This is a genomic window from Micromonospora sp. NPDC023888, assembly GCF_040639415.1.
Classification (GTDB): Bacteria; Actinomycetota; Actinomycetes; order Mycobacteriales; family Micromonosporaceae; genus Micromonospora.
Map to the genome: position 1 here is coordinate 14135 of NZ_JBEZZW010000054.1, position 25923 is coordinate 40057.

The 25923-nt window shown below is 70.3% G+C and carries 23 protein-coding genes and 1 pseudogene; 12 read left to right on the top strand and 12 right to left on the bottom strand.

Annotated features, from left to right (window positions below; translation table 11 throughout):
- Positions 1-17 precede the first annotated feature (17 nt).
- The 3 genes from trxB to AB0F61_RS31505 all read left to right on the top strand — a co-directional run bounded on the left by trxB (position 18) and on the right by AB0F61_RS31505 (position 2662).
- The gene (gene trxB / locus AB0F61_RS31495) at positions 18-968 is read left to right on the top strand and encodes a thioredoxin-disulfide reductase (protein ID WP_357817194.1); all 951 of its coding nucleotides are present in this window, start codon (positions 18-20) and stop codon (positions 966-968) included.
- Between the two features lie 31 nt (positions 969-999).
- Positions 1000-1323 carry a thioredoxin gene (trxA, locus tag AB0F61_RS31500; RefSeq protein WP_053651673.1) on the top strand — a complete coding sequence of 108 codons (324 nt, stop codon included), beginning with the start codon at positions 1000-1002 and terminating at the stop codon, positions 1321-1323.
- Positions 1324-1498: 175 nt separating this feature from the next.
- Positions 1499-2662 (top strand): N-acetylmuramoyl-L-alanine amidase, encoded by a 1164-nt coding sequence (locus AB0F61_RS31505; protein WP_357817198.1) that lies wholly within the window; start codon positions 1499-1501, stop codon positions 2660-2662.
- A 16-nt stretch (positions 2663-2678) separates the two neighbouring features.
- On the opposite strand, the gene AB0F61_RS31510 is transcribed toward AB0F61_RS31505, so the two are convergent.
- Positions 2679-3344, bottom strand: coding sequence for a GNAT family N-acetyltransferase (locus tag AB0F61_RS31510; RefSeq protein WP_357411296.1), 666 nt, complete (start codon positions 3342-3344; stop codon positions 2679-2681).
- Positions 3345-3636: 292 nt separating this feature from the next.
- On the opposite strand from AB0F61_RS31510, the gene AB0F61_RS31515 reads away from it, so the two are divergent.
- Both AB0F61_RS31515 and AB0F61_RS31520 read left to right on the top strand, forming a co-directional pair.
- The gene (locus tag AB0F61_RS31515) at positions 3637-4950 is read left to right on the top strand and encodes a PLP-dependent aminotransferase family protein (RefSeq protein ID WP_357817201.1); all 1314 of its coding nucleotides are present in this window, start codon (positions 3637-3639) and stop codon (positions 4948-4950) included.
- Between the two features lie 7 nt (positions 4951-4957).
- The gene (locus AB0F61_RS31520; RefSeq protein WP_357817203.1) at positions 4958-5962 is read left to right on the top strand and encodes a D-alanine--D-alanine ligase; all 1005 of its coding nucleotides are present in this window, start codon (positions 4958-4960) and stop codon (positions 5960-5962) included.
- A 729-nt stretch (positions 5963-6691) separates the two neighbouring features.
- Here AB0F61_RS31520 and AB0F61_RS31525 read toward each other — a convergent pair.
- From AB0F61_RS31525 to rpmH, 9 genes and pseudogenes are all read right to left on the bottom strand, one after another.
- Positions 6692-7057: pseudogene (locus tag AB0F61_RS31525) on the bottom strand (hypothetical protein); the annotation flags it as partial.
- Positions 7058-8741: 1684 nt separating this feature from the next.
- On the bottom strand, positions 8742-9755 hold the full coding sequence (locus AB0F61_RS31530; protein WP_357817205.1) for a ParB/RepB/Spo0J family partition protein: 1014 nt from the start codon (positions 9753-9755) through the stop codon (positions 8742-8744).
- A 27-nt stretch (positions 9756-9782) separates the two neighbouring features.
- On the bottom strand, positions 9783-11102 hold the full coding sequence (locus AB0F61_RS31535; protein ID WP_357817207.1) for an AAA family ATPase: 1320 nt from the start codon (positions 11100-11102) through the stop codon (positions 9783-9785).
- A 257-nt stretch (positions 11103-11359) separates the two neighbouring features.
- Positions 11360-12070 carry a 16S rRNA (guanine(527)-N(7))-methyltransferase RsmG gene (gene rsmG / locus AB0F61_RS31540; protein ID WP_357817251.1) on the bottom strand — a complete coding sequence of 237 codons (711 nt, stop codon included), beginning with the start codon at positions 12068-12070 and terminating at the stop codon, positions 11360-11362.
- Between the two features lie 142 nt (positions 12071-12212).
- Positions 12213-12833: a R3H domain-containing nucleic acid-binding protein gene (locus tag AB0F61_RS31545; protein WP_357817209.1), complete on the bottom strand. Its 621-nt coding sequence runs from the start codon at positions 12831-12833 to the stop codon at positions 12213-12215.
- Positions 12834-13044: 211 nt separating this feature from the next.
- The gene (gene yidC / locus AB0F61_RS31550) at positions 13045-14034 is read right to left on the bottom strand and encodes a membrane protein insertase YidC (protein ID WP_357817254.1); all 990 of its coding nucleotides are present in this window, start codon (positions 14032-14034) and stop codon (positions 13045-13047) included.
- Positions 14035-14036: 2 nt separating this feature from the next.
- Positions 14037-14333 carry a membrane protein insertion efficiency factor YidD gene (yidD, locus tag AB0F61_RS31555; protein WP_357817212.1) on the bottom strand — a complete coding sequence of 99 codons (297 nt, stop codon included), beginning with the start codon at positions 14331-14333 and terminating at the stop codon, positions 14037-14039.
- Positions 14330-14746: a ribonuclease P protein component gene (rnpA, locus tag AB0F61_RS31560; protein ID WP_357817216.1), complete on the bottom strand. Its 417-nt coding sequence runs from the start codon at positions 14744-14746 to the stop codon at positions 14330-14332. The genes yidD and rnpA overlap by 4 nt, the downstream gene beginning before the upstream one ends.
- 33 nt (positions 14747-14779) lie before the next feature.
- On the bottom strand, positions 14780-14917 hold the full coding sequence (rpmH, locus tag AB0F61_RS31565; RefSeq protein WP_007453904.1) for a 50S ribosomal protein L34: 138 nt from the start codon (positions 14915-14917) through the stop codon (positions 14780-14782).
- A gap of 629 nt (positions 14918-15546) precedes the next feature.
- On the opposite strand from rpmH, the gene dnaA reads away from it, so the two are divergent.
- The 5 genes from dnaA to AB0F61_RS31590 all read left to right on the top strand — a co-directional run bounded on the left by dnaA (position 15547) and on the right by AB0F61_RS31590 (position 21947).
- Positions 15547-17376: a chromosomal replication initiator protein DnaA gene (dnaA, locus tag AB0F61_RS31570; RefSeq protein ID WP_357817219.1), complete on the top strand. Its 1830-nt coding sequence runs from the start codon at positions 15547-15549 to the stop codon at positions 17374-17376.
- 773 nt (positions 17377-18149) lie between these two features.
- On the top strand, positions 18150-19283 hold the full coding sequence (dnaN, locus tag AB0F61_RS31575) for a DNA polymerase III subunit beta (RefSeq protein ID WP_357817222.1): 1134 nt from the start codon (positions 18150-18152) through the stop codon (positions 19281-19283).
- 40 nt (positions 19284-19323) lie between these two features.
- A complete protein-coding gene (gene gnd, locus AB0F61_RS31580; RefSeq protein ID WP_357817224.1) occupies positions 19324-20196 on the top strand; it encodes a phosphogluconate dehydrogenase (NAD(+)-dependent, decarboxylating) in 873 nt (290 codons plus the stop codon).
- 16 nt (positions 20197-20212) lie between these two features.
- Positions 20213-21346: a DNA replication/repair protein RecF gene (gene recF, locus AB0F61_RS31585; protein WP_357817227.1), complete on the top strand. Its 1134-nt coding sequence runs from the start codon at positions 20213-20215 to the stop codon at positions 21344-21346.
- Complete coding sequence (locus tag AB0F61_RS31590; protein WP_357817230.1) at positions 21336-21947, top strand: DciA family protein; 612 nt, start codon at positions 21336-21338, stop codon at positions 21945-21947. Before recF ends, AB0F61_RS31590 begins: the two co-directional genes overlap by 11 nt.
- Positions 21948-21956: 9 nt before the next feature.
- On the opposite strand, the gene AB0F61_RS31595 is transcribed toward AB0F61_RS31590, so the two are convergent.
- On the bottom strand, positions 21957-22181 hold the full coding sequence (locus AB0F61_RS31595) for a hypothetical protein (protein ID WP_357817232.1): 225 nt from the start codon (positions 22179-22181) through the stop codon (positions 21957-21959).
- A gap of 117 nt (positions 22182-22298) precedes the next feature.
- Here AB0F61_RS31595 and AB0F61_RS31600 point away from each other — a divergent pair, with 117 nt between their 5' ends.
- Entirely contained in the window at positions 22299-22814 is a 516-nt protein-coding gene (locus AB0F61_RS31600; protein ID WP_357817235.1) for a MarR family transcriptional regulator, read from the top strand.
- Here the strand turns inward: AB0F61_RS31600 and AB0F61_RS31605 are convergent.
- Positions 22799-23353, bottom strand: coding sequence for a hypothetical protein (locus tag AB0F61_RS31605; RefSeq protein WP_357817238.1), 555 nt, complete (start codon positions 23351-23353; stop codon positions 22799-22801). The two genes, AB0F61_RS31600 and AB0F61_RS31605, sit on opposite strands and share 16 nt — an antisense overlap.
- A 521-nt stretch (positions 23354-23874) precedes the next feature.
- Here AB0F61_RS31605 and gyrB point away from each other — a divergent pair.
- The gene (gyrB, locus tag AB0F61_RS31610; protein WP_053651709.1) at positions 23875-25821 is read left to right on the top strand and encodes a DNA topoisomerase (ATP-hydrolyzing) subunit B; all 1947 of its coding nucleotides are present in this window, start codon (positions 23875-23877) and stop codon (positions 25819-25821) included.
- Positions 25822-25923 lie beyond the last annotated feature (102 nt).

Consider the following 25923-nt stretch of genomic DNA (forward strand, 5'->3'; position numbering starts at 1 on the left):
ACACTCGGGAGACGGCAGTGGACGAGGTCCGCAACCTGATCATCATCGGCTCCGGGCCGGCCGGCTACACCGCGGCGGTCTACGCCGCACGCGCCAACCTGAAGCCGCTGATCATTGAGGGCGTGCAGTCCGGTGGTGCGTTGATGACCACCACCGAGGTGGAAAACTTCCCCGGCTTCGCCGACGGCATCCTCGGCCCCGAGCTGATGGACAACATGCGCAAGCAGGCCGAGCGGTTCGGCGCCGAGTTCCTGACCGACGACGTGACCCGGGTCGAGCTGGTGGACACGGGCGACGCCGGTTCCGGCGCGGTGAGCACCGTCTGGGTCGGCGAGACCGCCTACCGGGCCCGATCCGTCATCCTCTCCACCGGTTCGGCCTGGCGTCCGCTGGGCGTGCCGGGCGAGCAGGAGTTCCTCGGCCACGGCGTCTCCTCCTGTGCCACCTGCGACGGCTTCTTCTTCCGCAATCAGCACATCGTGGTCGTCGGCGGCGGTGACTCGGCGATGGAGGAGGCCAGCTTCCTCACCCGCTTCGCGGAGTCGGTCACCATCATCCACCGCCGCGACTCGTTCCGGGCCAGCAAGATCATGGCTGAGCGGGCGTTGAGCAACGAGAAGATCAAGGTCGAGTGGAACAGCGCCGTCGAGGAGATCCTCGGCGACGACGGCAAGGTCACCGGCGTACGGGTCCGCAACGTACACACCGGTGACACCAAGGTGCTGGACGTGACAGGTGTGTTCGTGGCCATCGGTCACGATCCCCGCAGCGAGCTCTTCCGTGGTCAGGTCGAGATGGACGACGAGGGCTACGTGAAGGTCCAGGCCCCCGGCACCCGCACCAACGTGCCCGGCGTCTTCGCCGCCGGCGACCTGGTCGACCACACCTACCGTCAGGCGATCACCGCGGCCGGCACCGGCTGTGCCGCCGCGCTCGACGCCGAACGGTTCATCGCGACGCTCAGCTGAAACAAGGAACACATCCCGGAGGAGGGGCACAGTGGGAAATACCAAGGCGGTCACCGACAAGAGCTTCGTCGCTGACGTGCTGCAGGCCGACAAGCCGGTTCTGGTGGACTTCTGGGCCGAGTGGTGCGGCCCCTGCCGCAAGGTGTCACCGCTGCTTGAGGAGATCGCCGGCGAGATGGGCGACCGGGTGAGCATCGTCAAACTGAACATCGACGAGAACCCGGAGACCGCCCGCGCCTACCGGGTCATGTCGGTGCCGACGCTCACCGTGTTCAAGAACGGCCAGCCGGTGCAGTCGATCGCCGGTGCCAAGCCGAAGGGCGAGCTGGTCCGACTCATCGAGTCGGCTCTCTGACCAGCCGAAACATCCACCGAACCCCGTACCCGCTCGTCGGGTGCGGGGTTCGGTGTCTTTCCGGCCGCGCGCCGGTCGACGTTTTTCCCGGCCGTGCCACCTCGCCGCCCCGGAACGCATAGCCTCAAACCCTGGGCCGCCCGGCCAGCCAGTGTCGTGCAGAGGGGGTCGTGCCGTGCGTCCGATCCGAGCCGGTGACCGGGGCCCCGCGGTCACGGAGATCCGCAGCATCCTGACCGGCCTCGACCTGCTCAGCGTCGCAGGGCCGGCCGGCGACGAATTCGACCTGGACACCGAGCGGGCGGTCCGCGCGTTCCAGCAGTCCCGCGGCCTCAGTGTGGACGGCCGGGTCGGGGCGGAGACCTGGCGCGCCCTGGACGCCGCCCGCTGGCGGCTCGGCGCCCGCACCCTCTACCACGCGGTCCCCGACCCGCTCACTGGCGAGGACGTCCGGTCACTGCAGGAGCGACTGCTGGAGATGGGGTACGACGTCGGCCGCGCGGACGCCATCTACGGCATCCGGACGTCCCGGGCGGTGGCCCAGTTCCAGCGCGAGGTCGGCCTCACCCCCGACGGGTCCTGCGGCCCGCACACCATGAACGCGTTGCGGCGAATCGGACGCAAGGTGGTCGGTGGCCGACCGCAGTGGCTGCGCGAATCCGACGCGATCCGGCAGTCCGGGCCGGCGTTGGTCGGCAAGACGGTGGTCGTCGACCCGGGGCACGGAGGCACCGACCCCGGGATGGTGGTGCCGGACGGTTCGCTGCGCTGGACGGAGGCGGACCTGGTGCACGACCTGGCCAGCCGGTTGGAGGGGCGGCTCGCCGCGACCGGGGTACGGGTGCAGCTCACCCGCGGCCCGTCGCCCGACAGGTGCCTACCGGACACCGACCGGGCCCTGCTGGCCAACTCGCTGGGCGCCGACGTGTTCATCTCGCTGCACCTGGACGGCCACGCCAACCCCGACGCGGAGGGCGTCGCCACCTACCACTACGGCACCGACAACGGCGTGACGTCGGCGACCGGTGAACGCCTGGCCGGGCTGGTGCAGCGGGAGATCGTCGCCCGCACGGGGCTCCGGGACTGCCGAACCCACGCCAAGACCTGGGACCTGCTGCGGCTGACCCGGATGCCGGCCGTCCGGGTCGAGGTCGGCTACCTCACCTCGCCCACGGACCGCGCCCGACTTGTCGATCCCCGTTTCCGCGACCGGGTGGTGGAGGCGATCGTGGCGGCGGTGCAGCGCATGTACTACCCGATCGAGCGGGACGTGCCCACCGGCTCGCTCGACGTCAGCGAGCTGCGGGCCGTCGTGGCCGCCGGCACGGTGGTCGACTGAGCCACCGGCTCGGCGATCAGGTGTTTGTGGAGCGGGTGGCCGGAGCGGGACGCACCGGCCGAAGCAGCGTCTCCGGGCTCATCGAGCCGAGCAGCTTCTCCAGCGCGTACTCGACGTCTGATTTCCAGCTCAGCGCGGTGCGCAGCTCAAGGCGCAGCCGGGGGAAACGCGGATGCGGACGTACGGTCTTGAACCCCACCGAGAGGAAGAAGTCGACAGGCGCCACGCAGCCGCCCGCGGGATCGTCCGCGTCGCCGAACTTGGCGTCGCCGAACGCCTCGATGGCCTTGATACCCCGCTTGGTCAGGTCCCGGGCGACGCCCTGCACGAGCATCCGGCCCAGCCCACCACCGGCGAACGCGGCGACCACGTTGGCGGTCATGAGCAGTGCCGCGTCAGCGGAGACCGGCGAGGTCGGGAACGCCATCGAGCGGGGCACGTAGGCGGGCGGCGCGTACGTCACGAAACCCGCCGGCATGCCGTCGACGTACGCGAGTTTGCCGCAGGAGCCCCACTCCAGCAGCGTCTGGGAGACCCATGCCTCCTTCTCCAGGCCCGGGTCGCCGGCGGCGCAGGCCCGGTCCGCGGAGACCGGATCAAGCTCCCAGTAGACGCACTGCCGGCACGGGCGAGGAAGGTCTTCAAGCGTGTCGAGGGTCAGGCTGACCAGACGTCGCGACATATGGCGCATCCCCACAATAGGCTCGGTGGTAGGACCGGCATGCAACGACAGCGCCGCCTTCCTGCTCCGACGAGCGATCGTACGCCGCCGATCGGCGATCCGGGAGGGGACGCGCAGATGCCCACCACACCGGGGGACGCCCGGAGGGTCCGCCATGTGGTCGATTCGTATCGGTGGGGCGGCAGCATGGTTCTGGCGGACTAGGATCGACAATCGGTGTCTCGTCGCCATGGTCATCGGTGGATGGGGTACCCGGGGCGGGAGCCACCCGAGCAGCGATCGAGGTGAGGTCATGACCGGCACGACACTCGACGACTACACCGACCGGTATGCCCGGCGGGTACGCGGAATGACCGCCTCCGAGATTCGAGCATTGTTCGCGGTGGCGAGTCGTCCAGAGGTCGTCTCGCTCGCCGGTGGCGCACCGTACATCGCCGCCCTTCCGCTGGACGCGGTCGGTGAGATGCTCGGCCGGCTCGGCTCCGAGCACGGCGTCACCACCCTCCAGTACGGCATCGGTCAGGGCACTCTCGAGCTGCGCGAGCGGATCTGCGAGGTGATGTCGCTGTCCGGGATCGACGCCACGTGTGGCGCCTCCCCCGAGGACGTCGTGGTCACCGTCGGCGGGCAGCAGGCACTCGATCTGGTGGCCCGGCTCTTCCTCGACCCGGGTGACGTGGTGCTGGCCGAGGGGCCGACGTACGTCGGTGCGCTCGGGGTGTTCCAGGCCGCCCAGGCGCAGGTCGTGCACGTGCCGATGGACGCGGACGGGCTGATCCCGGAGGCGCTGGAGACGGCCATCGCCGACCTGGCCCGCGCCGGCCGGCGGGTGAAGTTCCTCTACACGATCCCCACCTACCAGAACCCGACCGGCGTGACGCTCAGCGAGGAACGCCGGGAACGGGTGCTCGACATCTGTGAGCGTGCCGGCCTGCTCGTCGTCGAGGACGACCCGTACGGTCAGCTCGGGTTCGAGGGTGAAGCGCCGGCGCCCTTGCGGGCCCGCCGCCGGGACGGGGTCTTCTACCTCAGCACCTTCTCCAAGACCTTCGCGCCCGGCCTGCGGGTCGGTTGGATCCTGGCGCCGCACGCGGTCCGCGACAAGCTGGTCATCGCCAGCGAGGCGCAGATCCTCTGCCCGAGCGGTTACGCCCAGGCCGCGGTCTCCACCTACCTCGGCACGATGCCCTGGCGGCAGCAGCTCAAGGTCTATCGCGAGGTCTATCGGGAACGCCGGGACGCCCTGCTCGACGCGATGACCGACCTGATGCCCGAGGGCACCACCTGGACCACGCCGGCCGGGGGTCTCTTCGTGTGGGCCACCCTGCCCGACGGGCTCGACTCGAAGGCGATGATGCCCCGCGCGGTCGCCGCCCGCGTCGCCTACGTGCCCGGCACCGGCTTCTACGCCGACGGCACCGGCACCGGCGCGATGCGGCTGAACTTCAGCTTCCCGCCGCCGGAGCGGATCCGCGAGGGCGTCCGCCGGCTGGCCGGTGTGATGGAGCAGGAGATCGCGATGCGTCGGGTCTTCGGTGCCGTGGGCGGTGCCGCCGGCCGCCGCGGCCAGGCCGGCTCGGACGTGCCCGGGCCCGACTTGGCATGATGCCGGCATGGGTACGACCGCCGTCGAGCGCCTCCTCGTGACCGATTCCGCCGTTCCGGCCGACCTGCGCGTCGTCGTGCTCGCCGGTGGGCTCTCCTACGAACGGGACGTGTCACTGCGCTCCGGTCGCCGGGTGCTCGACGCCCTGCGCGCCGTCGGCGTGGAGGCCGAACTGCGGGACGCCGACGTGGCCCTGCTGCCGGCGCTGGCCGCCGACCCGCCGGACGCCGTCGTCATCGCACTGCACGGTGCCACAGGTGAAGACGGATCGCTGCGCGGTGTGCTTGACCTGTGCGACATCCCGTACGTCGGCTGTGACGCCCGAGCCTCCCGCGTCGCCTGGGACAAGCCCTCGGCCAAGGCGGTGCTCCGCGAGAGCGGCATCCCCACCCCGGACTGGGTGGCCCTCCCACACGATCGTTTCTCCGAGCTTGGCGCGGTCGCCGTACTGGATCGGATCGTCGACCGGCTGGGTCTGCCGCTGATGGTGAAGCCCGCCCAGGGCGGGTCGGGGCTGGGCGGCGCGGTGGTCCGGGACGCAGCGGCGCTGCCCGCCGCGATGGTGGGCTGCTTCGCGTACGACTCCACCGCCCTGGTGGAGCGGTACGTGCCCGGCATGGACGTGGCGGTCTCCGTGGTCGACCTCGGCAACGGCCCACAGGCGCTGCCGCCGGTGGAGATCGTGCCGCGCAACGGGGTGTACGACTACGCGGCGCGTTACACGGCCGGGCGGACCACCTGGCACGCTCCGGCCCGGTTGGACCCGGAGGTGGCTGCCACCGTCGCCGACGTGGCCCTCGCCGCGCACACCGCGCTCGGTCTGCGGGATCTCTCTCGGGTCGACGTGATCGTGGACGCTGCCGGCCAGCCGCACGTGTTGGAGGTCAACGTCTCGCCGGGCATGACGGAGACGTCGCTACTGCCACTGGCCGTGCAGGCGGCAGGGTTGGACTTCGGCCGGCTCCTCGGCACCCTGGTCGCCCGAGCGGCGGCCCGCGTCACCACTGCCTGACCCACTCGCCACCGCCCTGGTGTGGCGCTGTCACGGGCCGACCACGAGGTTTGCGCGATTGCCACGAGCCCGGGCTACCGCGCCACCCTCATGGTCGGTCCACGATCAGGAAGCCCTACCTACGTCGGACGTGTCCGGGCCGTTGGCGTGCGCGGCTGTGGCAGGTGAGGCCTCCGCACTGCCGCTGTCCGGCGCGGCGCTGTTCGGCTCGGCGCTGTCCGGGGTGGCCTCTCGGGTGGTCTGGTTCGGAGCTTTGGCGGCGGCCTCGACATCGGTGTTTCCCGCCGCCCGGTCACGAAGGACCGGGGCGCCGGTGAGGACTGCGGGTCCGCCGGGAGCCGACTCCTCGGTGCCGGACGTTGGGGTGCCGGATGCTCTGGTGCCGGACGTTGGGGTGCCGGACGTTGGGGTGCCGGACGTGGGGGTGCCGGCCGCTGGGGCACCGGATGCCGCGGCGGTGCTCGCGCTGGTTGGCTCGTCGGTGGCGGATGCTGAGCGAGCGGGTTCGTCCGCCGGTTCGGTGCCGGCCGGAGAGCCGGCGTCCGAGTCCGGGCCGACGGGATCGGCCGCGGGTGCCGCCTCACCGTCGGTGTGATCGGCGGTGTCGGCGGCGGGCTCCGGCGCCGGGGTTTCCTCCGCTGCCTCGATGACCGAGACAGCCGCCGCAGCCTCTGCCGAGGCGGCCTGCGCGGCGGCAGCGGCATCCGCGGCGGCGGACTGGGCCAGCAGGCTGGACGGCGCCTGCCACTGGATCCGGGGTGGCTCAGCGAGCGGACGGCCGCCGAACTCGGCAAGCCAGGCGGCGACGAGCGCCAGATTCTCCCGCCACTGCGCCTCGGAGATCGGCGGCAGGATCGAATCCCACAGTGACAGGAAGGTGCCCCGCAACTGGAGGCGGCCGTACGGCCGGGCGAGGAACCACATGTGCAGGTGAGCGGAGCCGTCTCCCCACCGGTTGACGTGCACCCGCGCCACACCGTCGAGCGACCGGATGGCCCGTTCCAGACGTACGGTCATCACGCCCAGCTCGGCGGCGAGCAGGTTCGGCAGGTCACCAAGGTCGAGATGGGTTCGCGATTCCAGGATGAGCACCATCGGCAGGCCGGTGGGCCGGTCCATGGCACGGACCCGCCACCGCTCGCCGACCCAGATGTAGGCCTCGTCGGGTGCGTTGCAGGCGGTGCATTCCCGGAGACCCTCGCCCTTCCGGGGCGGTTCGACCGGGACCGGATCATCGAGTTGCTTCACGTGGAGGTCCCCCTCGAAGGGAAACGACGGCCACTGAGTGAAGTCCGGGACTGAGGGAGGGGTGTCGTGCACGACGCTGACCCTAACCGAGTCTGGCACCGCTGTCCCTACCTGTTCGACCGCTCCCGACCAACCAGATCAGTGCCCTCGACCGCCCGGGTGTGCCACGTCACCACCGCGCGGTGAGCCGATATCCACAGGCTGCCGAGATCGCCAACACTGGCCGTCATCCACAGGCTCACACCCACTCTCACGCGCTGTTTCACGTGAAACGGGGGGTGCCTGTGGACAACGGGTGTGGATAACTTTTCGGCCGGTCGGTCGTTGTCCGCCGGCCGCTGGACCGGGTGCCAACAACCGCTCGACACCGCCGGCTGATCGGGGCCGCCCTGCCGTCCTTTGCCGCTGCGAAAGTGGCCGGGAGGAGGCACGGCGCCGACCGGCCGTAGGCAGGACGAGCACCCCCGGAGGCGGTCCCCTGCCGAGCCGTCGTCTCCTGGGGCATGTCCAGGCCGACGCGCGCCGCTGAGACGGGTCGCCGCCCCTCGGCTCCATGAACGGCAGGGGTGGGGGCGACTGCTGTGGGATGTGGGACAGCGCCGAGCGTTGACCGGGTGCGGTCGCGTCCACGCCTCGGGCTCGGTCGAGGGAAGGCACAGTGGCGGGCGCAGAACACGCGACCTCAGCGATGGTCCGGCGGCCGATGAGCCACCTGCGGGCGTGAGACGCCGCCGGAGATCATTCAGGCAAGCACGTGAAGCAGCAACCGAGCGGCGACGGGCGGCCTCGGCCGAACGTCAGACGGCAGCCGAGAGGGTGACGGGCGGTCCCGGCCGAACATCAGCGGCAGCCGAGCGGCGGCGGGCGGGGCGCGGCCCCGGCCGAACGTCAGACGACAGGCGAGAGGGTGACGGGCGGTCCCGGCCGAACATCACGCAGCAGTCGAGCGGCAGCCCCGACCGACCGCCGCGCACCAACGACGAGAGACGCCCCCGCCGAACCTCAGGAAGCCAGAATCCCTCTCGCTGAACCTCGGGCGCCGACGACCGGAAGCCACACCGAGCCCCAGCGACCGATCGCGGGCGCGGAGACGAGGGGAGGCGGCCGACCGACTGGGCCGCATTCGCGTCGAGAGGCCCTGAGGGAGGCCCGGGCTGACCGGTGGACACCCTGCGGCACGCGAGGCGGCAGCGGGCCACTCAGCGGCCGCAAAGGCACCTCATGGTCATCCCCGGCTGAGGCGCGAACGGTTCCACCGCGTGAACCATCTCCGTTTCACGTGAAACGGGCCCCGCACGCCGGGTCGCCGTCGGCTGGTCTCGCCCCGGTCGCCGAGCATCGACCACTAGTCGGTCTGGAGCCCGCGCTGACAGTCGGCCCCGTCATGGGCCTCCAACAACGACTCGCGCGTCTGAGGATCCTCCCGCGAGGAGCGGGCCCGGCTCGCCGCGTTTCACGTGAAACGGCCAGCCGGATGCGGAACGGCCGCGCTACCCGAGGGGGTGCGCGGCCGTCGGCGAAGAGGATGGGCTCAGCCCTCGCTCTCCTCCTGCTGCACTCCGATGATCCCGACGATCCGCTCAAGGTCGTCCACCGTCGCGAACTCGATAGTGATCTTTCCCTTGCTCCGACCGATGTCGACCTTGACCCGAGTGTCGAACCGGTCGGACAGTCGATCGGCGAGATCGGTCAGGCCCGGCGCGTGCGCCTTCGGCCGACGCTTCGCGGCCTGCCCCTTCGCCGGCCCGTCGTTGAGCGTCAGGGCGACAATCTCCTCGGTCGCCCGAACCGACAGGCCCTCCGCCACGATCCGCAAGGCCAACTGCTCCTGCGCCTCCGTGCCGTCGAGGCTCAGCAGAGCGCGGGCGTGGCCGGCCGACAGGATCCCCGCGGCGACCCGGCGCTGCACCTGGGCCGGCAGGTTCAGTAGCCGGATGGTGTTGGAGATCTGCGGGCGACTCCGGCCAATCCTGCGGGCCAGCTCTTCGTGGGTGGCCCCGAACTCCTCCAGCAGTTGCTGGTAGGCGGCGGCCTCTTCGAGCGGGTTCAGATTGGCTCGGTGGATGTTCTCCAGCAGGGCATCGCGGAGCATGGCGTCGTCACGGGTGTCCCGGATGATCGCCGGGATGCTGTCCCGCCCGACCGCCTGGGCGGCCCGCCAACGCCGCTCGCCCATCACCAGCTCGTACTTCTCGTCGTCGAGCTGCCGTACGACGATGGGCTGGAGGAAGCCGACCTCCTGGATGGAGGTCTTGAGCTCCTCCAGTGCCTCCTCGTCGAAGACCTGGCGGGGCTGCTTCGGGTTGGGCAGGATCGCGTCCACCGGAATCTCGGCGAATCGCGCTCCGGGTACCGGGCTGAGCGTCGACTCCGGTTCGTGAACCTGTGCCTCGACGGGCACCGTCGGGACGGCCGCGGTGCCGGTGTCGTCCGCGTACTCGTTCTCCGGCTCCGCCGTTGCGGTGCTGGCGGCACCCGGCACCGGCCCGGTCGGGATCAGCGCTCCCAGGCCCCTACCCAGACCGCCCCGAGGACGGTTCTTCATGCCTCGCCTCCCAGCGACTCGTCCGCACTACGCATTCCGGCCCACCGGCTCCTTGACGCCTCGCTCGGCAATCTCCTGGGCGGCCTCGAAGTAACTCGTGGCTCCCCGCGATCCGGGATCGTAGGTCATCACCGACTGGCCGTAGCTGGGTGCCTCGGAGACCCGGACGTTGCGGGGGATGACCGCCTGGAGGACCTTGTCGCCGAAGTGGTTCCGGACGTCCTGCTCGACGGCGTCGGCCAACCGGGTACGCCGGTCGTACATCGTCAGGAGGATGGTGGAGACATCAAGCTTCGGGTTGAGGTGTTGGCGCACCAGGTTGATGTTGTTGATCAACTGGTTGAGCCCTTCCAGGGCGTAGTACTCGCACTGGATCGGGATCAGCACCTCCTGCGCGGCAACCAGGGCGTTGACCGTGAGCAGACCGAGCGACGGCGGGCAGTCGATGAAGACGTAGTCGAACTCGCCCGGGTAGGCGGCGATCGCCCGGTCCAGGCGCGACTCCCGCGCCACCACCGACACCAGCTCGATCTCGGCGCCGGCCAGGTCGATGGTCGCGGGTACGCACCAGAGATTGGGGATGCCCTCGACCGCCTGCGCCACCTCAGCCAGAGGGACGCTGTTGATCAGGCAGTCGTAGACGTCCGGGATACCGGTGTGGTGCGGGACGTTGAGCCCGGTGGAGGCGTTGCCCTGCGGGTCGAGGTCCACCACGAGCACCCGGTTGCCATGCAGGGCGAGCGCCACCGCAAGGTTGACGGTGGTGGTGGTCTTACCCACGCCGCCCTTCTGGTTGGCGACACACATGACCCGGGTCCTGTCGGGCCGAGGCATGGTCACCTCGCCACTGGGATTCAGGATCTGCACGGCGCGCATCGCCTCCATAGCCAACGGTGGGTCATCCTCTTCGCGCGTCGGGGTTTCACGTGAAACGTACGTGGGGTCGGTCGCCACGGCGGCCAACGACTCGGTCGAAGCGACAGGTGGGTCGGCGATGACCGGTGCGGCGTCCCGAACAGTCGCTGCGCCGGGTTGATGCGGGACAGCGGGTTCGAAGCGGACCGCTCTCGCGGTGTTGCGTCGTCCCACCGTCTGCCGCACCTCGGCGACATTGGCCGGGCGGGTCGACCCCTCCGGTGTCCGTCGTACCGCCGCCGGGTCCACGACTTCGGGCCCGGTCTGTTGAGCCGCTGGTTCTCCGCCGAACACCGGCGGATCGCCGTCCGCAGGTCGGGTCGCTGGCCCGTTCGTGCCGGGCGACCAGCTCGGGTAGTCGGTTTCACGTGAAACGGGATCGCTTGTCGACCCGGTCACGCGTGGATCGTCGTACCTGCCGTCGTCATGCACCTGTCATCCCTGCCCGCTTCGGATGGTCGGTCCGCGCCCCGGTCAACTTGGCCACACCCACGCTCGCAATCCGGAGCGTACGGCCCTCGGGAGCGGTCGGAGACCCCGCGACGTCCGTCGCCCGCTCCACACTATCGACGCGCGGTCAGCCTACGGCGGACGGGCGCGGCCGGTCCACGTCGGGTTCTCATCCCCTTGTCCATCCGTACCGGTACAACGAGGCAACCCGCCCGCCGGAAGCCCGATGACCCGACGTGTCAGCGTCGGCGGGGGCGGCCGTTACGGGAGCGCTTGCTGGCCGCCGCGCGTGCCGGGCCGACCATCCGCTCGCGCACGATCTCCACGACTGTGGTGGGCGGGTCGATCACCCCGGTCCCGCAGAGGTGCACCGCCGGTTCTCCGCCACCGAGTCGCGCCACCACCTCGGCGTGCTCCTCGATCTCCGCCGCCGCGGACGAGCCCTTGAGCGCCAGCAGCCGACCACCACGGACCGCCAGGGGGAGACTCCAGCCCGCCAGACGATCCAGTGGCGCGACCGCGCGGGCAGTCACCACGTCGCCGCTTATCGGTTCCCGACCACTCGACCCGGTAGCCGCCTCGTCCGCCCGACCACGGAACACCCGCACCGACCTGGCCAGACCGAGTCGTTCGACGACCTCGATCAGGAACGACGTGCGTCGCGCCAGTGGCTCGATCAGGGTGACAGTGAGATCGGGTCGCGCGATCGCCAGGACCAGACCCGGCAGACCGGCACCGGAGCCGACGTCGAGAACTGTCGCGCCGGACGGGATCCGTTCGGCGACCGCGGCACAGTTGAGGAGGTGTCGATCCCAGATGCGAGGTGCTTCCCGGGGGCCGATCAGACCGCGGACCACCCCGTCGGTGACCAACAGCTCGGCGTACGCGGCAGCCAGGTCGAGACGATCGCCGAAGAGGGTCAGTGCGGCCGGGGCCAGTTCGGGCGGCAGCGCCGCGTCAGCCGGTGACGGGGTGGTCCCGAGTCGGTCCGACTCGGCGCCGGCCCCGGCGGGCTGGACAGCGGACGGCCCGAGCGGCGTGCCGCCCGGGCCGGTCACGGCGTCCGCCGTGTTGTCGTCGTGGGTCACCCGGTCAGTCCGCCGGCCGTACGACGATGCGCCGGTTCGGCTCCACGCCCTCGGACTCGCTCGCCACACCGGACATGGCGTTGACCACGTCGTGCACACACTTGCGCTCGAACGCGGACATCGCCTCCAGGCGGACCGGCTCGCCGTACTCCTTGACCTTCTCGACGGCGTTCTTGGCGACCGCGGCGAGCTCCTTGCGGCGGTTCGCCCGGTAGCCGCCGACGTCGAGCAGCAGCCGGCTCGGCGTCCCGGTCTGCCGGAAGACGGCGAGGCGGGTCAGCTCCTGAAGCGCTTCGAGGGTGGCGCCCCGCTGGCCGACCAGGTTCTGCAACCGCTCGCCGACGACCTCGACCATCGGACGCCCGGCGGCGACCAACTCGTCGATGTCGCCGTCGTAGTCGAGGATGTCGAGCAGCCCTTCGACGTAGTCGGCCGCGATCTCACTCTGCCGGAACAGGTCGCTCTCGCTCACCGCCTTCTTCACCCTGCCGCCAGCGGCGGTGTCGGTGTCCTCGTCGACCGCGCTGTCGTCGTCGGTCTCGGTGTCGTCACCGTCCACCGCGAGCGTTGCGGTCTCCTCCTCGTCCAGGGACTGCTCGGCGTGGGGGATGCTGGTCTCGGTCACGGTCTCATCTCCGTACTCGCTCGGCCGGACCGTCGGGTCCGACTGGTTTCCCGGGGCCGGCGGGAGGTCGCCGGTGCCCGCGGGCACGTCTGTACGGGCAGTGTCGCCCGTGGCCGCACCGTGCGCGGTCGGTTCCGCTCGGCGCCACCGGACGGCGGCTGCGCGGCGCGGAACGGGCCGCCGCCGGTCACCCGGCGACGGCCCTCGAAGGTCAGCCCTGCCGCTTGGCGGGACGGCTCTTCTTCGGGTTGTTCACCGGCTTGGCGCCTGGCTTCGGCCCGGCCACCTTGGGTGCGGTCGCCTTGACCGGCGCCGGCGGGGCCGTCTTGCCGCGACCGAACAGGCCACCGGACTTGGCGGGCTGCACCGGGTTGCGTGCGGCGGCGGGGGCGACGGCCTTCTTGGCGGTCACCGGCGGCGGGAACTTCCGCAGCACCCACTGCTGCTGGCCGAGGGTGAAGAGGTTGTTGGTGACCCAGTAGATGATGACGCCGATCGGGAAGATCGCGCCGGAGATCAGCAGCGACGCCGGGATGCCGTAGAGCATCAGCCGCTGGATCATCCGCTGCTGCGGGTCTTCCGCCCAGCCGGTCTTGAGGATCATCTGACGGCTGGTCAGGTAGGTGGTCGCGATCATGACCAGGACCAGGATGCCGGCAATGATCTTGACGGTGCTGCCGGTGGCACCGAGGCGGGACAACTCGTCGGCCGTCGAGCCGAACTTGCCGGCGATCGGGGCGGTGAACAGCTTCGCCTGCGAGGCGCTCTCGAACTGGGCGACGCTCCACCCGTACAGGGTCTTGCCCTGGTTCGCCGGGTCCAGCCGCTTCAACGTGTGGAAGAGACCCAGGAAGACCGGGATCTGAAGGAACATCGGGAGGCAGCCCATGAGCGGGTTGGCCTTCTCCTTCTTGTAGAGCTCCATCATTTCTTTCTGGAGCGTCTCCCGGTCACCCTTGTGCTTCTCCTGAAGCTCCTTGACCTTGGGCTGGAGCGCCTGCATCGCCCGCTGGGACTTGATCTGCTTGACGAAGACCGGGAACAGGATCACCCGGACGGTGACCACCAGGAAGATGATGGACAGGATCCAGGCGAAGTTGGTGCCGATCACCGCGCCGACCGGCACCCCGATGGCGTCCCAGGCAGAGTGCCAGGTCAGCAGGATCCACGAAATCGCGTAGTAGATCCAGTCGAGACTCAGACTCAATTCGGGGCTCCAGTCACATCAGCACGGCGGCGGCCGCCCGGCTCCGGCACCGGGTCATGTCCACCAGGGTGAAAGGGGTGGCAGCGCAACAGCCGCCGGACCGCCAGCACGGCTCCCCGGAGCGCGCCATGCCGGACGACCGCCTCCTGGGCGTACGCACTGCATGACGGGTAGAACCGACAGCGGGCCGGCAGCGCCGGACTTATCCACCGACGGTACGCGATGATGGGCGCGATCAGCACCTTGGCACCGGTTGTCGGCGCGCGCGGACCGGTCTTCTCGGCGCCTGTCATCGGGGCCGCCGCTCGCGGGGCGACCGGGCGACCGCGATGGCGGCGTCCAGGTCGGTGGCGAGGCGGGAGAACGACGCGTCCGCCGCTGCGGGCAGCGCCCGGACGACCAGGGTGCTGCCGGCGGGCAGGCCGGTCAACCGGTCCCGGACCAGTGCCCGCAGTCGACGCTTGACCCGGTTGCGGACCACCGCGTTGCCGACGGCTTTGGACACGACGAAGCCGGCGCGGGACGGCGCGGATAACTGCTCCGCGCTGTCGTCCCACACCGGCTCCGACGAGGTCGAGATGTCCGGTTCGGCGATCACCGGCACGGTCAGGTGGACCACGACGGCGCCTCGTCCGGCGCGTCGGCCACCGCGAACCGCTGCGGCGAAGTCAGTGCTGCGCCGCAGTCGCTGCGCGGCGGCCAGCACGACTGCCCACGTCCCCTGACCGGCCCGGTCGGCTCAGGCCGACAGGGTGGTGCGACCCTTGGCGCGACGGCTCGAGAGGATGGCACGGCCGGCACGGGTGCGCATGCGCAGCCGGAAGCCGTGGGTCTTCGCGCGCCGGCGGTTGTTCGGCTGGTAGGTGCGCTTGCTCACGTCAGGCTCTCCGTTTTCGTACGCGCCCCGCGCGACGGGATCGCCGGGGTCGTGTGGTGGTGTCCAGGCCACCTCGACGGTGGCCTCCGATCGGTGCTGTCCGGCGGTGCGGGACCTCGACGATGCGGGGGATGCGACCGCGGACAGCAAGCACCCATCACCCTAGCAGAGGGCGAGAAAGCAGCCGTTCCAGCCTACGCAGGGGGGCAATGACCGTCAAACACCCCGAGGGGCGGCCAACGGGACGCGCCCGAGGCCGAAGGGTGGTTTTCGCTGATGCCGACAAGGGTGTCGCCGCGTCGCCGGTTGATGGCGCAGGGACAACGCTGTTACCGTGCCCGATTGCGGTGAGCGTCGGAAGCTCCGGTCGTCGCGCAGGCAAGACCGGACAAGGTAGTGAATCGTTCGGCACGGTGAACCCGCTTCAGCGCCCGGTCAGGCAGGGGCAGATCCCAGTCGCGTCCGGCAGAGGCCACAATCGGTCGGTACACAGGCTGTGGATAACTTGTGGATGACCACCGGTCGACCGTCCGGGTGGGGTGTTGTTCCACCCGCGAACGCGGCGGGCCCGGGATGGCCGGCTGGCAGACAGCGGCGGCCGGGAGCAGAGGCGAGGGGGTGGCACGACGGTGGCCGGTACGACCGACCTTGCCGCAGTGTGGTTAGCGGCGACCGACGAGCTTGCCGACGAGATCATCTCCGCTCAGCAGCGCGCCTATCTCCGGCTGACCCGGCTGCGGGCGATCGTTGAGGACACCGCACTGCTCTCTGTGCCGGACGCGTTCACCCGCGACGTGATCGAATCACGGCTGCGTCCGGCGATCACCGAGGCGCTCACCCGCCGGCTCGGCCGGCCGATCCAGGTGGCGGTCACCGTTCGGGTGGCCGAGGACGCCACGGGCCGACCGGCCGGCACCGTCTACCGCAGCGCCCCGGAGATCGGGCCGCTCGACGTCGAGGGCCCGGCCGCCGCGCCACTCGACGACGACCGCGGTGCCCGCCCGGCGCACGACCCGATGGTGCCCGAGCAGTCACACGCCACCCGGATGCCCGACCCGGTCGCGCCGCCCGCCCCGGCGGGTCCGCCGCTCGCGCCGGCGATCGACGGGCACCGGTCGGGCCTGATTCCGGCCAGCAGGGACGGGCAGGAGGCGCTGTTCAGCGCCGCGTTCGCGGAACCGATGCGGCCGTCCCGACCCGGACCGGACCGGCGTGGCTACGACGAGCACGCCGCCCGCCTCGACCCACCCGGCCCGGACACCCGGCCCTACGAGCCGCGCTACCGGGAAGATCCGGGGTCGCCGCGCGACCAGCACGTGATCCGCGCCATGCCCCGCGACGGCGGCACGGACAGCGGCCCGGGGCGCAGCGGAGTGGACCACCGGGCCGGTGGCCGTGACGACCGGCGGCTGCCCGGCGCCGACACCGGCGGCAACCGGCTCAACCCGAAGTACATGTTCGAGACGTTCGTCATCGGGTCGTCAAACCGGTTCGCCCACGCGGCGAGCGTCGCGGTGGCTGAGTCACCGGCGAAGGCGTACAACCCGCTGTTCATCTACGGGCACTCCGGGTTGGGCAAGACCCACCTGCTGCACGCCATCGGGCACTACGCCACGACGCTCGGCAACGCCCGCTCGGTCCGGTACGTGTCGACCGAGGAGTTCACGAACGACTTCATCAACTCGCTCCGGGACGACAAGACAAGCGCGTTCCAGCGGCGCTACCGCGACGTCGACATCCTGTTGATCGACGACATCCAGTTTCTGGAGAACCGCGAGCGTACGCAGGAGGAGTTCTTCCACACCTTCAACACCCTGCACAACGCCAACAAGCAGATCGTGATCACCTCCGACCGGTCGCCGCGTCAGCTCGCCACCCTCGAGGACCGGATGCGAACCCGGTTCGAGTGGGGGCTGCTGGCCGACATCCAGCCACCGGACCTGGAGACCCGGATCGCGATCCTGCAGAAGAAGGCGGCGCAGGAGCGGATGTACGCCCCGCCGGACGTGTTGGAGTTCATCGCCTCCCGGGTGTCGAACTCGATCCGGGAACTGGAGGGTGCGCTGATCCGGGTGACGGCGTTCGCCAGCCTGACCCGGTCGACGGTCGAGCTGTCCCTGGCCGAGGAGGTGCTGCGGGACTTCATGCCCGACGGCGCCGGTCCGGAGATCAACGCCGACCAGATCATGGCTTCGACCGCCGACTACTTCGGGGTGAGTCTGGAGGACCTGCGCGGTCAGTCCAGGTCCCGGGTGCTGGTCAACGCCCGCCAGGTGGCCATGTACCTGTGTCGGGAGTTGACCGAGCTGTCGCTGCCCCGGATCGGGCAGGCCTTCGGTGGCCGGGACCACACCACTGTGATGCACGCCGACCGCAAGATCCGTCAGCAGATGGCGGAGCGGCGCTCGCTCTACAACCAGATCGCCGAGCTGACCAACCGGATCAAGCAGAACAGCTGAGGCGTACGCCGCCGTCGTGGCGGCACGCAGCCAAGGAAACGCCCGACCGGATCTCCGGTCGGGCGTTTTTTCGGGTCTCCGACTGGACTCTCGACATGGTGTAGGCCACAGCATGGAGGCCGTGACCGCCTCGACTCCCACTCGTTGTCCACAGCTCGTTGTCCACCGTCGGTGGATAACTACGGACCGTCCATCGCCGGTTACCCACAGGCTGTGGAGAAACCCTGTGTACGGAGCTGTGGACGCCTGGGGACAACAGTCACGTTTTCCACCGACGACCGTCGCCCTGTGTACGAGCTGTTGAAGGTTCTGGGGATGACGGCAATGGTGATCTTCATCGTGATCCACAGGCTTGGGGAGAAAGTCGGTGGATTACCGGTGGACAACCGGTGGACAACGGTGGACAACCGGCCGCCGAGACCGGGCTGTGGACAGGCAAGCAAGTTGTGCCCCCGGTTCTCCACAGCTAAATCACCTGTAGATAACGTGTCTGACCTGCGCAGACCCGGGTTTTCCACAGTTTGCACAGGTGCGATGAAGACGATGAGTTATCTCTTCTAAGAGAACAAAAACCAATCATCACCGTTGGGCTTTCTGTGGATCGTGCCGAGCGCTGCCCGATCAACAGGTCAGCACCGACACGAACCATGGGGTCGGGCGCACAGCCGATACCCCCGCGCCCTAAGGTGCGATGGGTACCCGCACGGTTGGGCGGGACGGCAGGCAGCGGTCGGCATGAGAGAGTTGTCGCTGACGTCGACGCGGAGGCATTGATGAAGTTCCGAGTGGAGCGCGACGCGCTCGCCGAGGCCGTGGCGTGGACCGCGAAGAGCCTGCCCAACCGGCCATCCGTACCGGTGCTCGCCGGGGTGATGCTCCGGGTCACCGACGGCAACCTGCGGGTTTCCGGGTTCGACTACGAGGTCTCCAGCCAGGTGACCGTCGAGGTGCAGGGTGACGCCGACGGCGCCGCGCTGGTCTCCGGCCGCCTGCTCGCCGAGATCACCAAGGCGTTGCCGGCCAAGCCGGTGGACATCGCCGCGGTCGGCGCCCACCTCGAGCTGGTCTGCGGCAGCGCCCGGTTCACCCTGCCCACCATGCCGGTGGAGGACTACCCAGCGCTGCCCGAGATGCCGCAGAGCGCCGGCACTGTCGACGCGGCCGCCTTCGCCACCGCGGTCTCCCAGGTGGCCATCGCCGCCGGCCGGGACGAGACGCTGCCGATGATGACGGGCGTCCGCGTGGAGCTCTCCGGCAACACGCTGTCGATGCTCGCCACCGACCGTTACCGGCTGGCGCTGCGCGAGATCCAGTGGCAGCCGGACGACCCCGAGGTGAGCATCAACGCCCTGGTGCCCGCCCGCACCCTGAACGACACCGCCAAGGCCCTCGGCCCGCTGGGCGGCGAGGTCACCCTCGCCCTCGCCCAGGGCGCTGCCGGCGAGGGCATGGTCGGCCTGGCCGGTGGCACCCGGCGCACCACCAGCCGCCTGCTCGACGGCGCCAACTACCCGCCGGTGCGTTCGCTCTTCCCGGCCACCCACAACGCCGCCGCCCGGGTGTCGGTGAGCACCCTCATCGAGGTGGTCAAGCGGGTCGCGCTCGTCGCCGAGCGGACCACCCCGGTGCTGCTGAGCTTCAGCGCCGACGGCCTCGTGGTCGAGGCCGGCGGTTCCGAGGAGGCACGGGCCAGCGAGGCGATGGAGGCCACCTTCACCGGTGACGCGCTGACCATCGGCTTCAACCCGCAGTACCTCATCGACGGCCTCTCCAACCTGGGTTCCCAGACCGCCGTGCTCTCGTTCGTCGACGCCTTCAAGCCCGCGGTGATCTCCCCCGCCGGCGAGGATGGAGAGGTCATTCCGGGGTACCGGTACCTCATCATGCCGATCCGCGTCTCGCGCTGATCGCGCCAAGTAACACCCAGATCCACGGAGGTAGAAACACATGCAGCTCGGCCTGGTAGGACTCGGCCGTATGGGCGGCAACATGCGGGAGCGGTTGCGTTCGGCCGGGCACGAGGTGGTCGGCTTCGACCACAACGCGCAGATCAGCGACGTCACGACCCTCGCCGGCCTGGCGGAGAAGCTTGAGTCGCCGCGCGCGGTCTGGGTCATGGTGCCCGCCGGTGTCACCGACGCCACGATCGACGAGCTCGCCGAGGTGCTCGGCGAGGGCGACATCATCATCGACGGCGGCAACTCACGCTTCAGCGACGACGCACCCCGCGCGGAGCGGCTCAACGAGCGGGGCATCGGCTACATCGACGTCGGCGTCTCCGGCGGCGTCTGGGGCCGGCAGAACGGCTACGGGCTGATGGTCGGCGGGGCCCAGGAGCACGTGGACCGGCTGATGCCGATCTTCAGCGCGCTCAAGCCGGAGGGTGAGTTCGGCTTCGTGCACGCCGGGCCGGTCGGCGCCGGGCACTACTCGAAGATGGTGCACAACGGCATCGAGTACGGCCTGATGCACGCCTACGCCGAGGGCTACGAGCTGATGGCGGCCTCGGAGCTGGTGACGAACGTGCCGGGCGTCATCAAGTCCTGGCGGGAGGGCACCGTCGTCCGCTCCTGGCTGCTCGACCTGCTGGACCGGGCGCTCGACGAGGACCCGGAGCTGGCCGACCTGAGCGGCTACACCGAGGACACCGGCGAGGGCCGGTGGACCGTCGACGAGGCGGTCCGGCTGGGGGTGCCGCTCAACGTCATCACCGCGTCGCTGTTCGCCCGGTTCACCTCGCGGCAGGACGACTCGCCCACCATGAAGGCCGTCTCCGCGCTGCGTCAGCAGTTCGGTGGCCACGCCGTCCACAAGCGCTGAGCGGTATCCACAACCTGTGTATGTCCACCGGCTGGAACTTGTCGACTTCCGCTCGTACGAGCGGGTGGCCGTCGACCTCCAGCCGGGGGCGAACGTCCTGACCGGCGCCAACGGCGTCGGCAAGACGAACCTCGTCGAGGCGCTGGGCTACGTGGCGACCCTTGACTCACATCGGGTCGCCACGGACGCGCCACTGGTCCGGATGGGCGCCACCGCCGCGGTGATCCGCTGCGCCGTGGTGCACGACGGCCGGGAGCTCCTTGTCGAGTTGGAGATCGTGCCCGGCAAGGCCAACCGGGCCCGGCTGGGCCGCTCACCGGCCCGGCGGGCCCGGGACGTGCTCGGCGCCCTGCGACTCGTGCTCTTCGCCCCGGAGGACCTTGAGTTGGTCCGCGGCGACCCGTCCGAGCGCCGCCGCTACCTCGACGACCTGCTCGTTCACCGGCAGCCCCGGTACGCGGGGGTGCGGGCCGACTACGAGCGGGTCGTCAAGCAGCGCAACGCCCTGCTGCGCACCGCGTACCTGGCTCGCAAGACCGGCGGGTCGCGCGGCGGCGACCTCGGCACCCTCGCCGTCTGGGACACCCACCTGGCCCAGCACGGCGCGGAGCTGCTCGCCGGCCGACTGGAACTCGTGGCCGCGCTCACCCCGCACGTCGCCAAGGCGTACGACGCGGTGGCCGCCGGCCGGGGTGCGGCGAGCATCGCCTACCGACCGTCGATCGAGCTGGCCGAGCCGACCACCGACCGGGCCGCGCTGGCCGACGCACTGACCACCGCACTTGCCGCGTCCCGCTCGGCCGAGATCGAACGGGGCACCACCCTGGTCGGTCCCCACCGTGACGAGCTGGCGCTGACTCTCGGCCCGCTGCCCGCCAAGGGGTACGCCAGCCACGGTGAGTCGTGGTCGTTCGCGCTCGCGCTGCGGCTGGCCGGGTACGACCTGCTGCGCGCCGACGGCATCGAGCCGGTGCTGGTGCTCGACGACGTGTTCGCCGAGTTGGACACCGGCCGGCGGGAGCGGCTGGCGGAGCTGGTCGGTGGAGCGAGTCAACTGCTCGTCACCTGCGCTGTGGACGACGATGTGCCAGCGGCTCTGCGCGGCACCCGCTATCAGGTCGGCGAAGGGACGGTACGCCGTGTCGGATGAGCCACGCACCAACAGTCCCGAGGCCGGAAAGGGCGCCGCTGCGCGTACCCCCGGGGCGGAATCGAAGGGCGGTGAGCCGGCGGCGGCCGCCAGCGGGCCGGAGCTGGCCCGGGCGGTGCTCGACGCGGCGCTGTCCCGGCGGCAGCAGGCGGCGCGCGCCCGGCGTACCCCCGGCAGCGGAGGCGGCGACGCGGCTGGCGGGTCGGGGCGGCGGTTGCGCGGCTATTCCGGGCCCGGCCCCGATCCGCGCGATCCGCAGCCGCTGAGCGCTGTGCTGAACCGGCTGGTGAAGGCGCGGGGCTGGCAGCAGCCGGCGGCGGAGGCCACCGTGTTCGGCGCCTGGGAGCGGGTCGTCGGCGCGGAGGTCGCCCAGCACAGTCGTCCGGTCAAGCTGGAGAATGGCGAGCTGACCGTGGAGGCGCGCTCGACCGCGTGGGCGACCCAACTGCGTCTGCTCGCCGGCTCGCTGCTCAAGCAGATCGCCAGCGAGGTCGGCCACAACGTGGTGCGCAAGCTGCACATCCACGGCCCGGCCGCGCCCTCCTGGGGGAAGGGGCCACGCCGGGTACGCGGCCGGGGGCCCCGCGACACGTACGGCTGAGTCGGCTCCTCAGCCGTTCCGGGCCTCGCGGGCCGCGCGCCTGCGTTCGCGCTGTTCCCGGGTGTAGCGCTTGCGTTCGGCCAGGTCGCGTTTCCATGCCTCGCGGGCCTCCGCCGAGCCGCCCTGCACCGCGCCCTGGACCCCTTCGGCCGGGCCGGCGAGGTGCCGGAAGGCCCAGCTCAGGAGTCGACCGCCCTCGCCTGGGGCCCTGCTGACCGTGCCGTCCTCGCTCATCTGCCGCCCTTCCCGCCGCGCCTGCGTCCGCCCGCTGCACGAGCAGACGATTGGTGTACCAATGTTTGGTACACCAATGATCGGTAGAGTAGTCACCGTGCCTGGTGAGAGCAACCGATGAGTGAACGACCGGATCACGTCGACCCGTTGGCGCTGGAGCAGCAGGTCTGCTTCGCCCTGTCGGTGGCCGCGCGCAGCGTGGTGGCCGTCTACCGGCCACTTTTGGAGCCGATGGGGCTGACCCACCCGCAGTACCTGGTGATGCTGGCGCTCTGGCAGCACGCGCCGCTGTCCGGTCGCGACCTCAGCCGGCTGTTGCAGCTCGACCCGGGCACGCTCTCACCCCTGCTCAAGCGCCTCGAAGCGGCCGGCTACCTGCGCCGGGAACGCGACCCCGGCGACGAACGCAGCCTCGCCGTCACCCTCACCGCCAGCGGCGCCGGGCTGCGGAGCCAGGCGGAGCTGATCCCGGCCGCGATCGTGCGGCGACTCGGGCTGCCCGTCGAGGACCTGCAACACCTGCACGCGGTGCTCACCCAGGTGATCGCCGCCGCGAACCGACCGGGCAGCGACCAGACCGCGGCGGAGGCCGAAGCTGCGGGCAGCGGCGCCGCGGGTCAGGCGTCGGCGTAGACGGCGAAACCGCGCTCCGCGCAGCGCCGGTAGAAGGCGGCAAGCACACCCAACTCGGCGCAGGTGAAGTTCCACTGCGGCGGGTCGCCGCGCTCGTCGCGCAGCGCGTCGAGTCGGCTCTCCAGCCACCGCAGCTGCTGCTCGGCCAGTCTGCCGTCGCCAAGCAACGAGCGCAGCACCGTGCTCACCGACTCGAAGGTGACCGCCTCCCCGTGCGCGCGGTGCCCGGCCACGAACCGCTCGATGCCACCGGCGATCCAGGCGCAGCCGTCCGGGTCGATCACCGGGTCCTCGTCCTCGGCGGCGGCATCTGTGGCGTACAACACACCTTCCAGGCCGAGCAGCAGGTCCACCAACTCGGTGTACGCCGTCGCCCGGATGGTGCCGGTCTTCGCGATCAGCTCCGCCAGCGCCGCCGTCGGCGCGGAGATTCGTGGCAGATCGACGATCTCGCCGAAGTCGACGAACTCGGCCGGCGCGACCGGATCGTAGAAGCGGCCGGTCCGCGGCCAGTGCACCGCGACGTTGTCCAGCCCCATCTGTCACCTCTTAAAGAGCACGTGTCGGGTCGATCGGGTCGATCGTCCCGGTTCCGGCCGGTAAAGATCAAGCCTGGTTCCGGAGCGCCGCAAACGTACGGCACGGACGCTCCGGCCGCGACCCCCGACCCGCCCGAGCGCGGGTCAACCCGTTCCGGGACGGCGCGTGCGATCGGACCCTGGCGTGTGGGGGGAGTCGCGGGCAACGGGGTTCTGCCGGCTACGGACTTCTCAGCCGCCTCTCTGAGGGTGCCGAGTGGTGGTTCTGTCCCCCGCGCACAGTAGGATTGACAGCGAGACGAAGACCCGGTGTGGGAGAGGGACGGGGCCGGTGGCCCCAGATTCATTCTCCACGTCGGGTCGAGCCGATCGCGATCCGCGGGCAACCGCGGCGACCGGCGCGTTCGACCCGTTGTCCGGAGGTCTCCGGCACCGGTCCACGCGCCGACGTCGCGTCCTGTCCGCCGAACCCGCGCCCGACGCGCCCTAGCGGCGCGGCTGACGCGAGAAAGTGGCCGAGGGTGGCAGCGCAGGACAAGCAGGAGTACGGCGCAGAGTCGATCACCGTTCTCGAGGGGCTGGAGGCGGTTCGCAAGCGGCCCGGTATGTACATCGGGTCCACCGGCGAGCGCGGTCTGCACCACCTCGTCTGGGAGGTCGTCGACAACGCGGTCGACGAGGCGCTCGCCGGATACTGCGACACCATCGACGTGGTGCTGCTCGCCGACGGGGGCGTCCGGGTCACCGACAACGGCCGAGGTTTCCCGGTCGACCTGCACCCCAAGCTCAAGAAGCCGGGCGTCGAGGTCGCGTTGACCATCCTGCACGCGGGTGGCAAGTTCGACGGCAAGGCGTACGCGGTCTCCGGCGGTCTGCACGGCGTCGGCGTCTCCGTGGTGAACGCGCTCTCCACCAAGATGTTCGTCGAGATCCACAAGTCCGGCTCCGTGTGGCGGCAGCACTACACCAACTCCAAGCCGAGCCCGCTGGAGAAGGGCGAGACCACCGACCGCACCGGCTCGGCGGTCTCCTTCTGGCCCGACCCGGACGTCTTCGAGACCGTCGACTTCGACTTCCAGACCATCTACCGACGCCTGCAGGAGATGGCCTTCCTCAACCGCGCCCTGCGCATCCACCTCCTCGACGAGCGGGTCGCCGAGGAGGAGGACGGCCGGCAGCGCGAGGTGACCTTCTACTACGAGGGTGGCATCGCCGACTTCGTCCGGCACCTCAACGCCTCCAAGAGCCCGATCCACAAGACAGTGGTCGAGTTCGAGGCCGAGGAAGAGGGCATGTCCCTCGAGATCGCCATGCAGTGGAACGAGTCGTACGGCGAGTCGGTCTACACCTTCGCCAACACGATCAACACCCACGAGGGTGGCACGCACGAGGAGGGCTTCCGGTCCGCGCTGACCAGCGTGGTCAACCGGTACGGCACCGACAAGAAGCTGCTCAAGGGCGACGAGAAGCTCTCCGGCGAGGACATCCGCGAGGGGCTCGCGGCGATCATCTCGGTCAAGCTGGCCAATCCGCAGTTCGAGGGTCAGACCAAGACCAAGCTCGGCAACACCCCGGTGAAGAGCTTCGTGCAGCGGGTCTGCAACGACCGGCTGGTCGACTGGTTCGACCGTAACCCGGCCGAGGCCAAGATGATCATTACGAAGGCGTCGCAGGCGGCGCGGGCCCGGATCGCCGCGCAGCAGGCGCGCAAGCTGGCCCGACGCAAGTCGCTGCTGGAGTCCGGCTCGATGCCGGGCAAGCTGGCCGACTGCCAGTCGACCGACCCGCGCGAGTCCGAGGTGTTCATCGTCGAGGGTGACTCGGCCGGTGGCTCGGCCAAGCAGGGCCGCGACCCGCGGACCCAGGCGATCCTGCCGATTCGCGGCAAGATCCTCAACGTGGAGAAGGCCCGGATCGACCGGGTGCTGAAGAACAACGAGGTCCAGGCGCTGATCACCGCGCTGGGCACCGGCATCCACGACGACTTCGACATGGAGAAGCTGCGCTACCACAAGGTGGTGCTGATGGCCGACGCGGACGTCGACGGCCAGCACATCCAGACGCTCCTGCTCACCCTGCTGTTCCGCTTCATGCGTCCGCTTGTCGAGATGGGGCACGTCTACCTGGCCGCCCCGCCGCTCTACAAGATCAAGTGGAACAAGAAGGGCGACGACGCCCAGTACGCGTACTCCGACCGCGAGCGGGACGGGCTGATCGCGCTGCGCCAGCAGAAGAAGCCGAACGCCAAGCCGGACGACATCCAGCGCTTCAAGGGCCTCGGCGAGATGAACTATCCCGAGCTGTGGGAAACCACTATGAACCCGGCGACGCGTACCCTGCGTCAGGTCACGCTCGACGACGCGGCGACCGCCGACGAGTTGTTCAGCGTGCTGATGGGTGAGGACGTCGAGGCGCGTCGGTCGTTCATCCAGCGCAACGCCAAGGACGTCCGGTTCCTGGACATCTGACGGGCTGTGGTGGAGCGCGATCACGAACAACAGGTTGCCGAGCGTCGGCCGGAACCGCAGCGGCTCCACACGGCTCATGAAGGTCAGGTCCTCGCGGGCGCC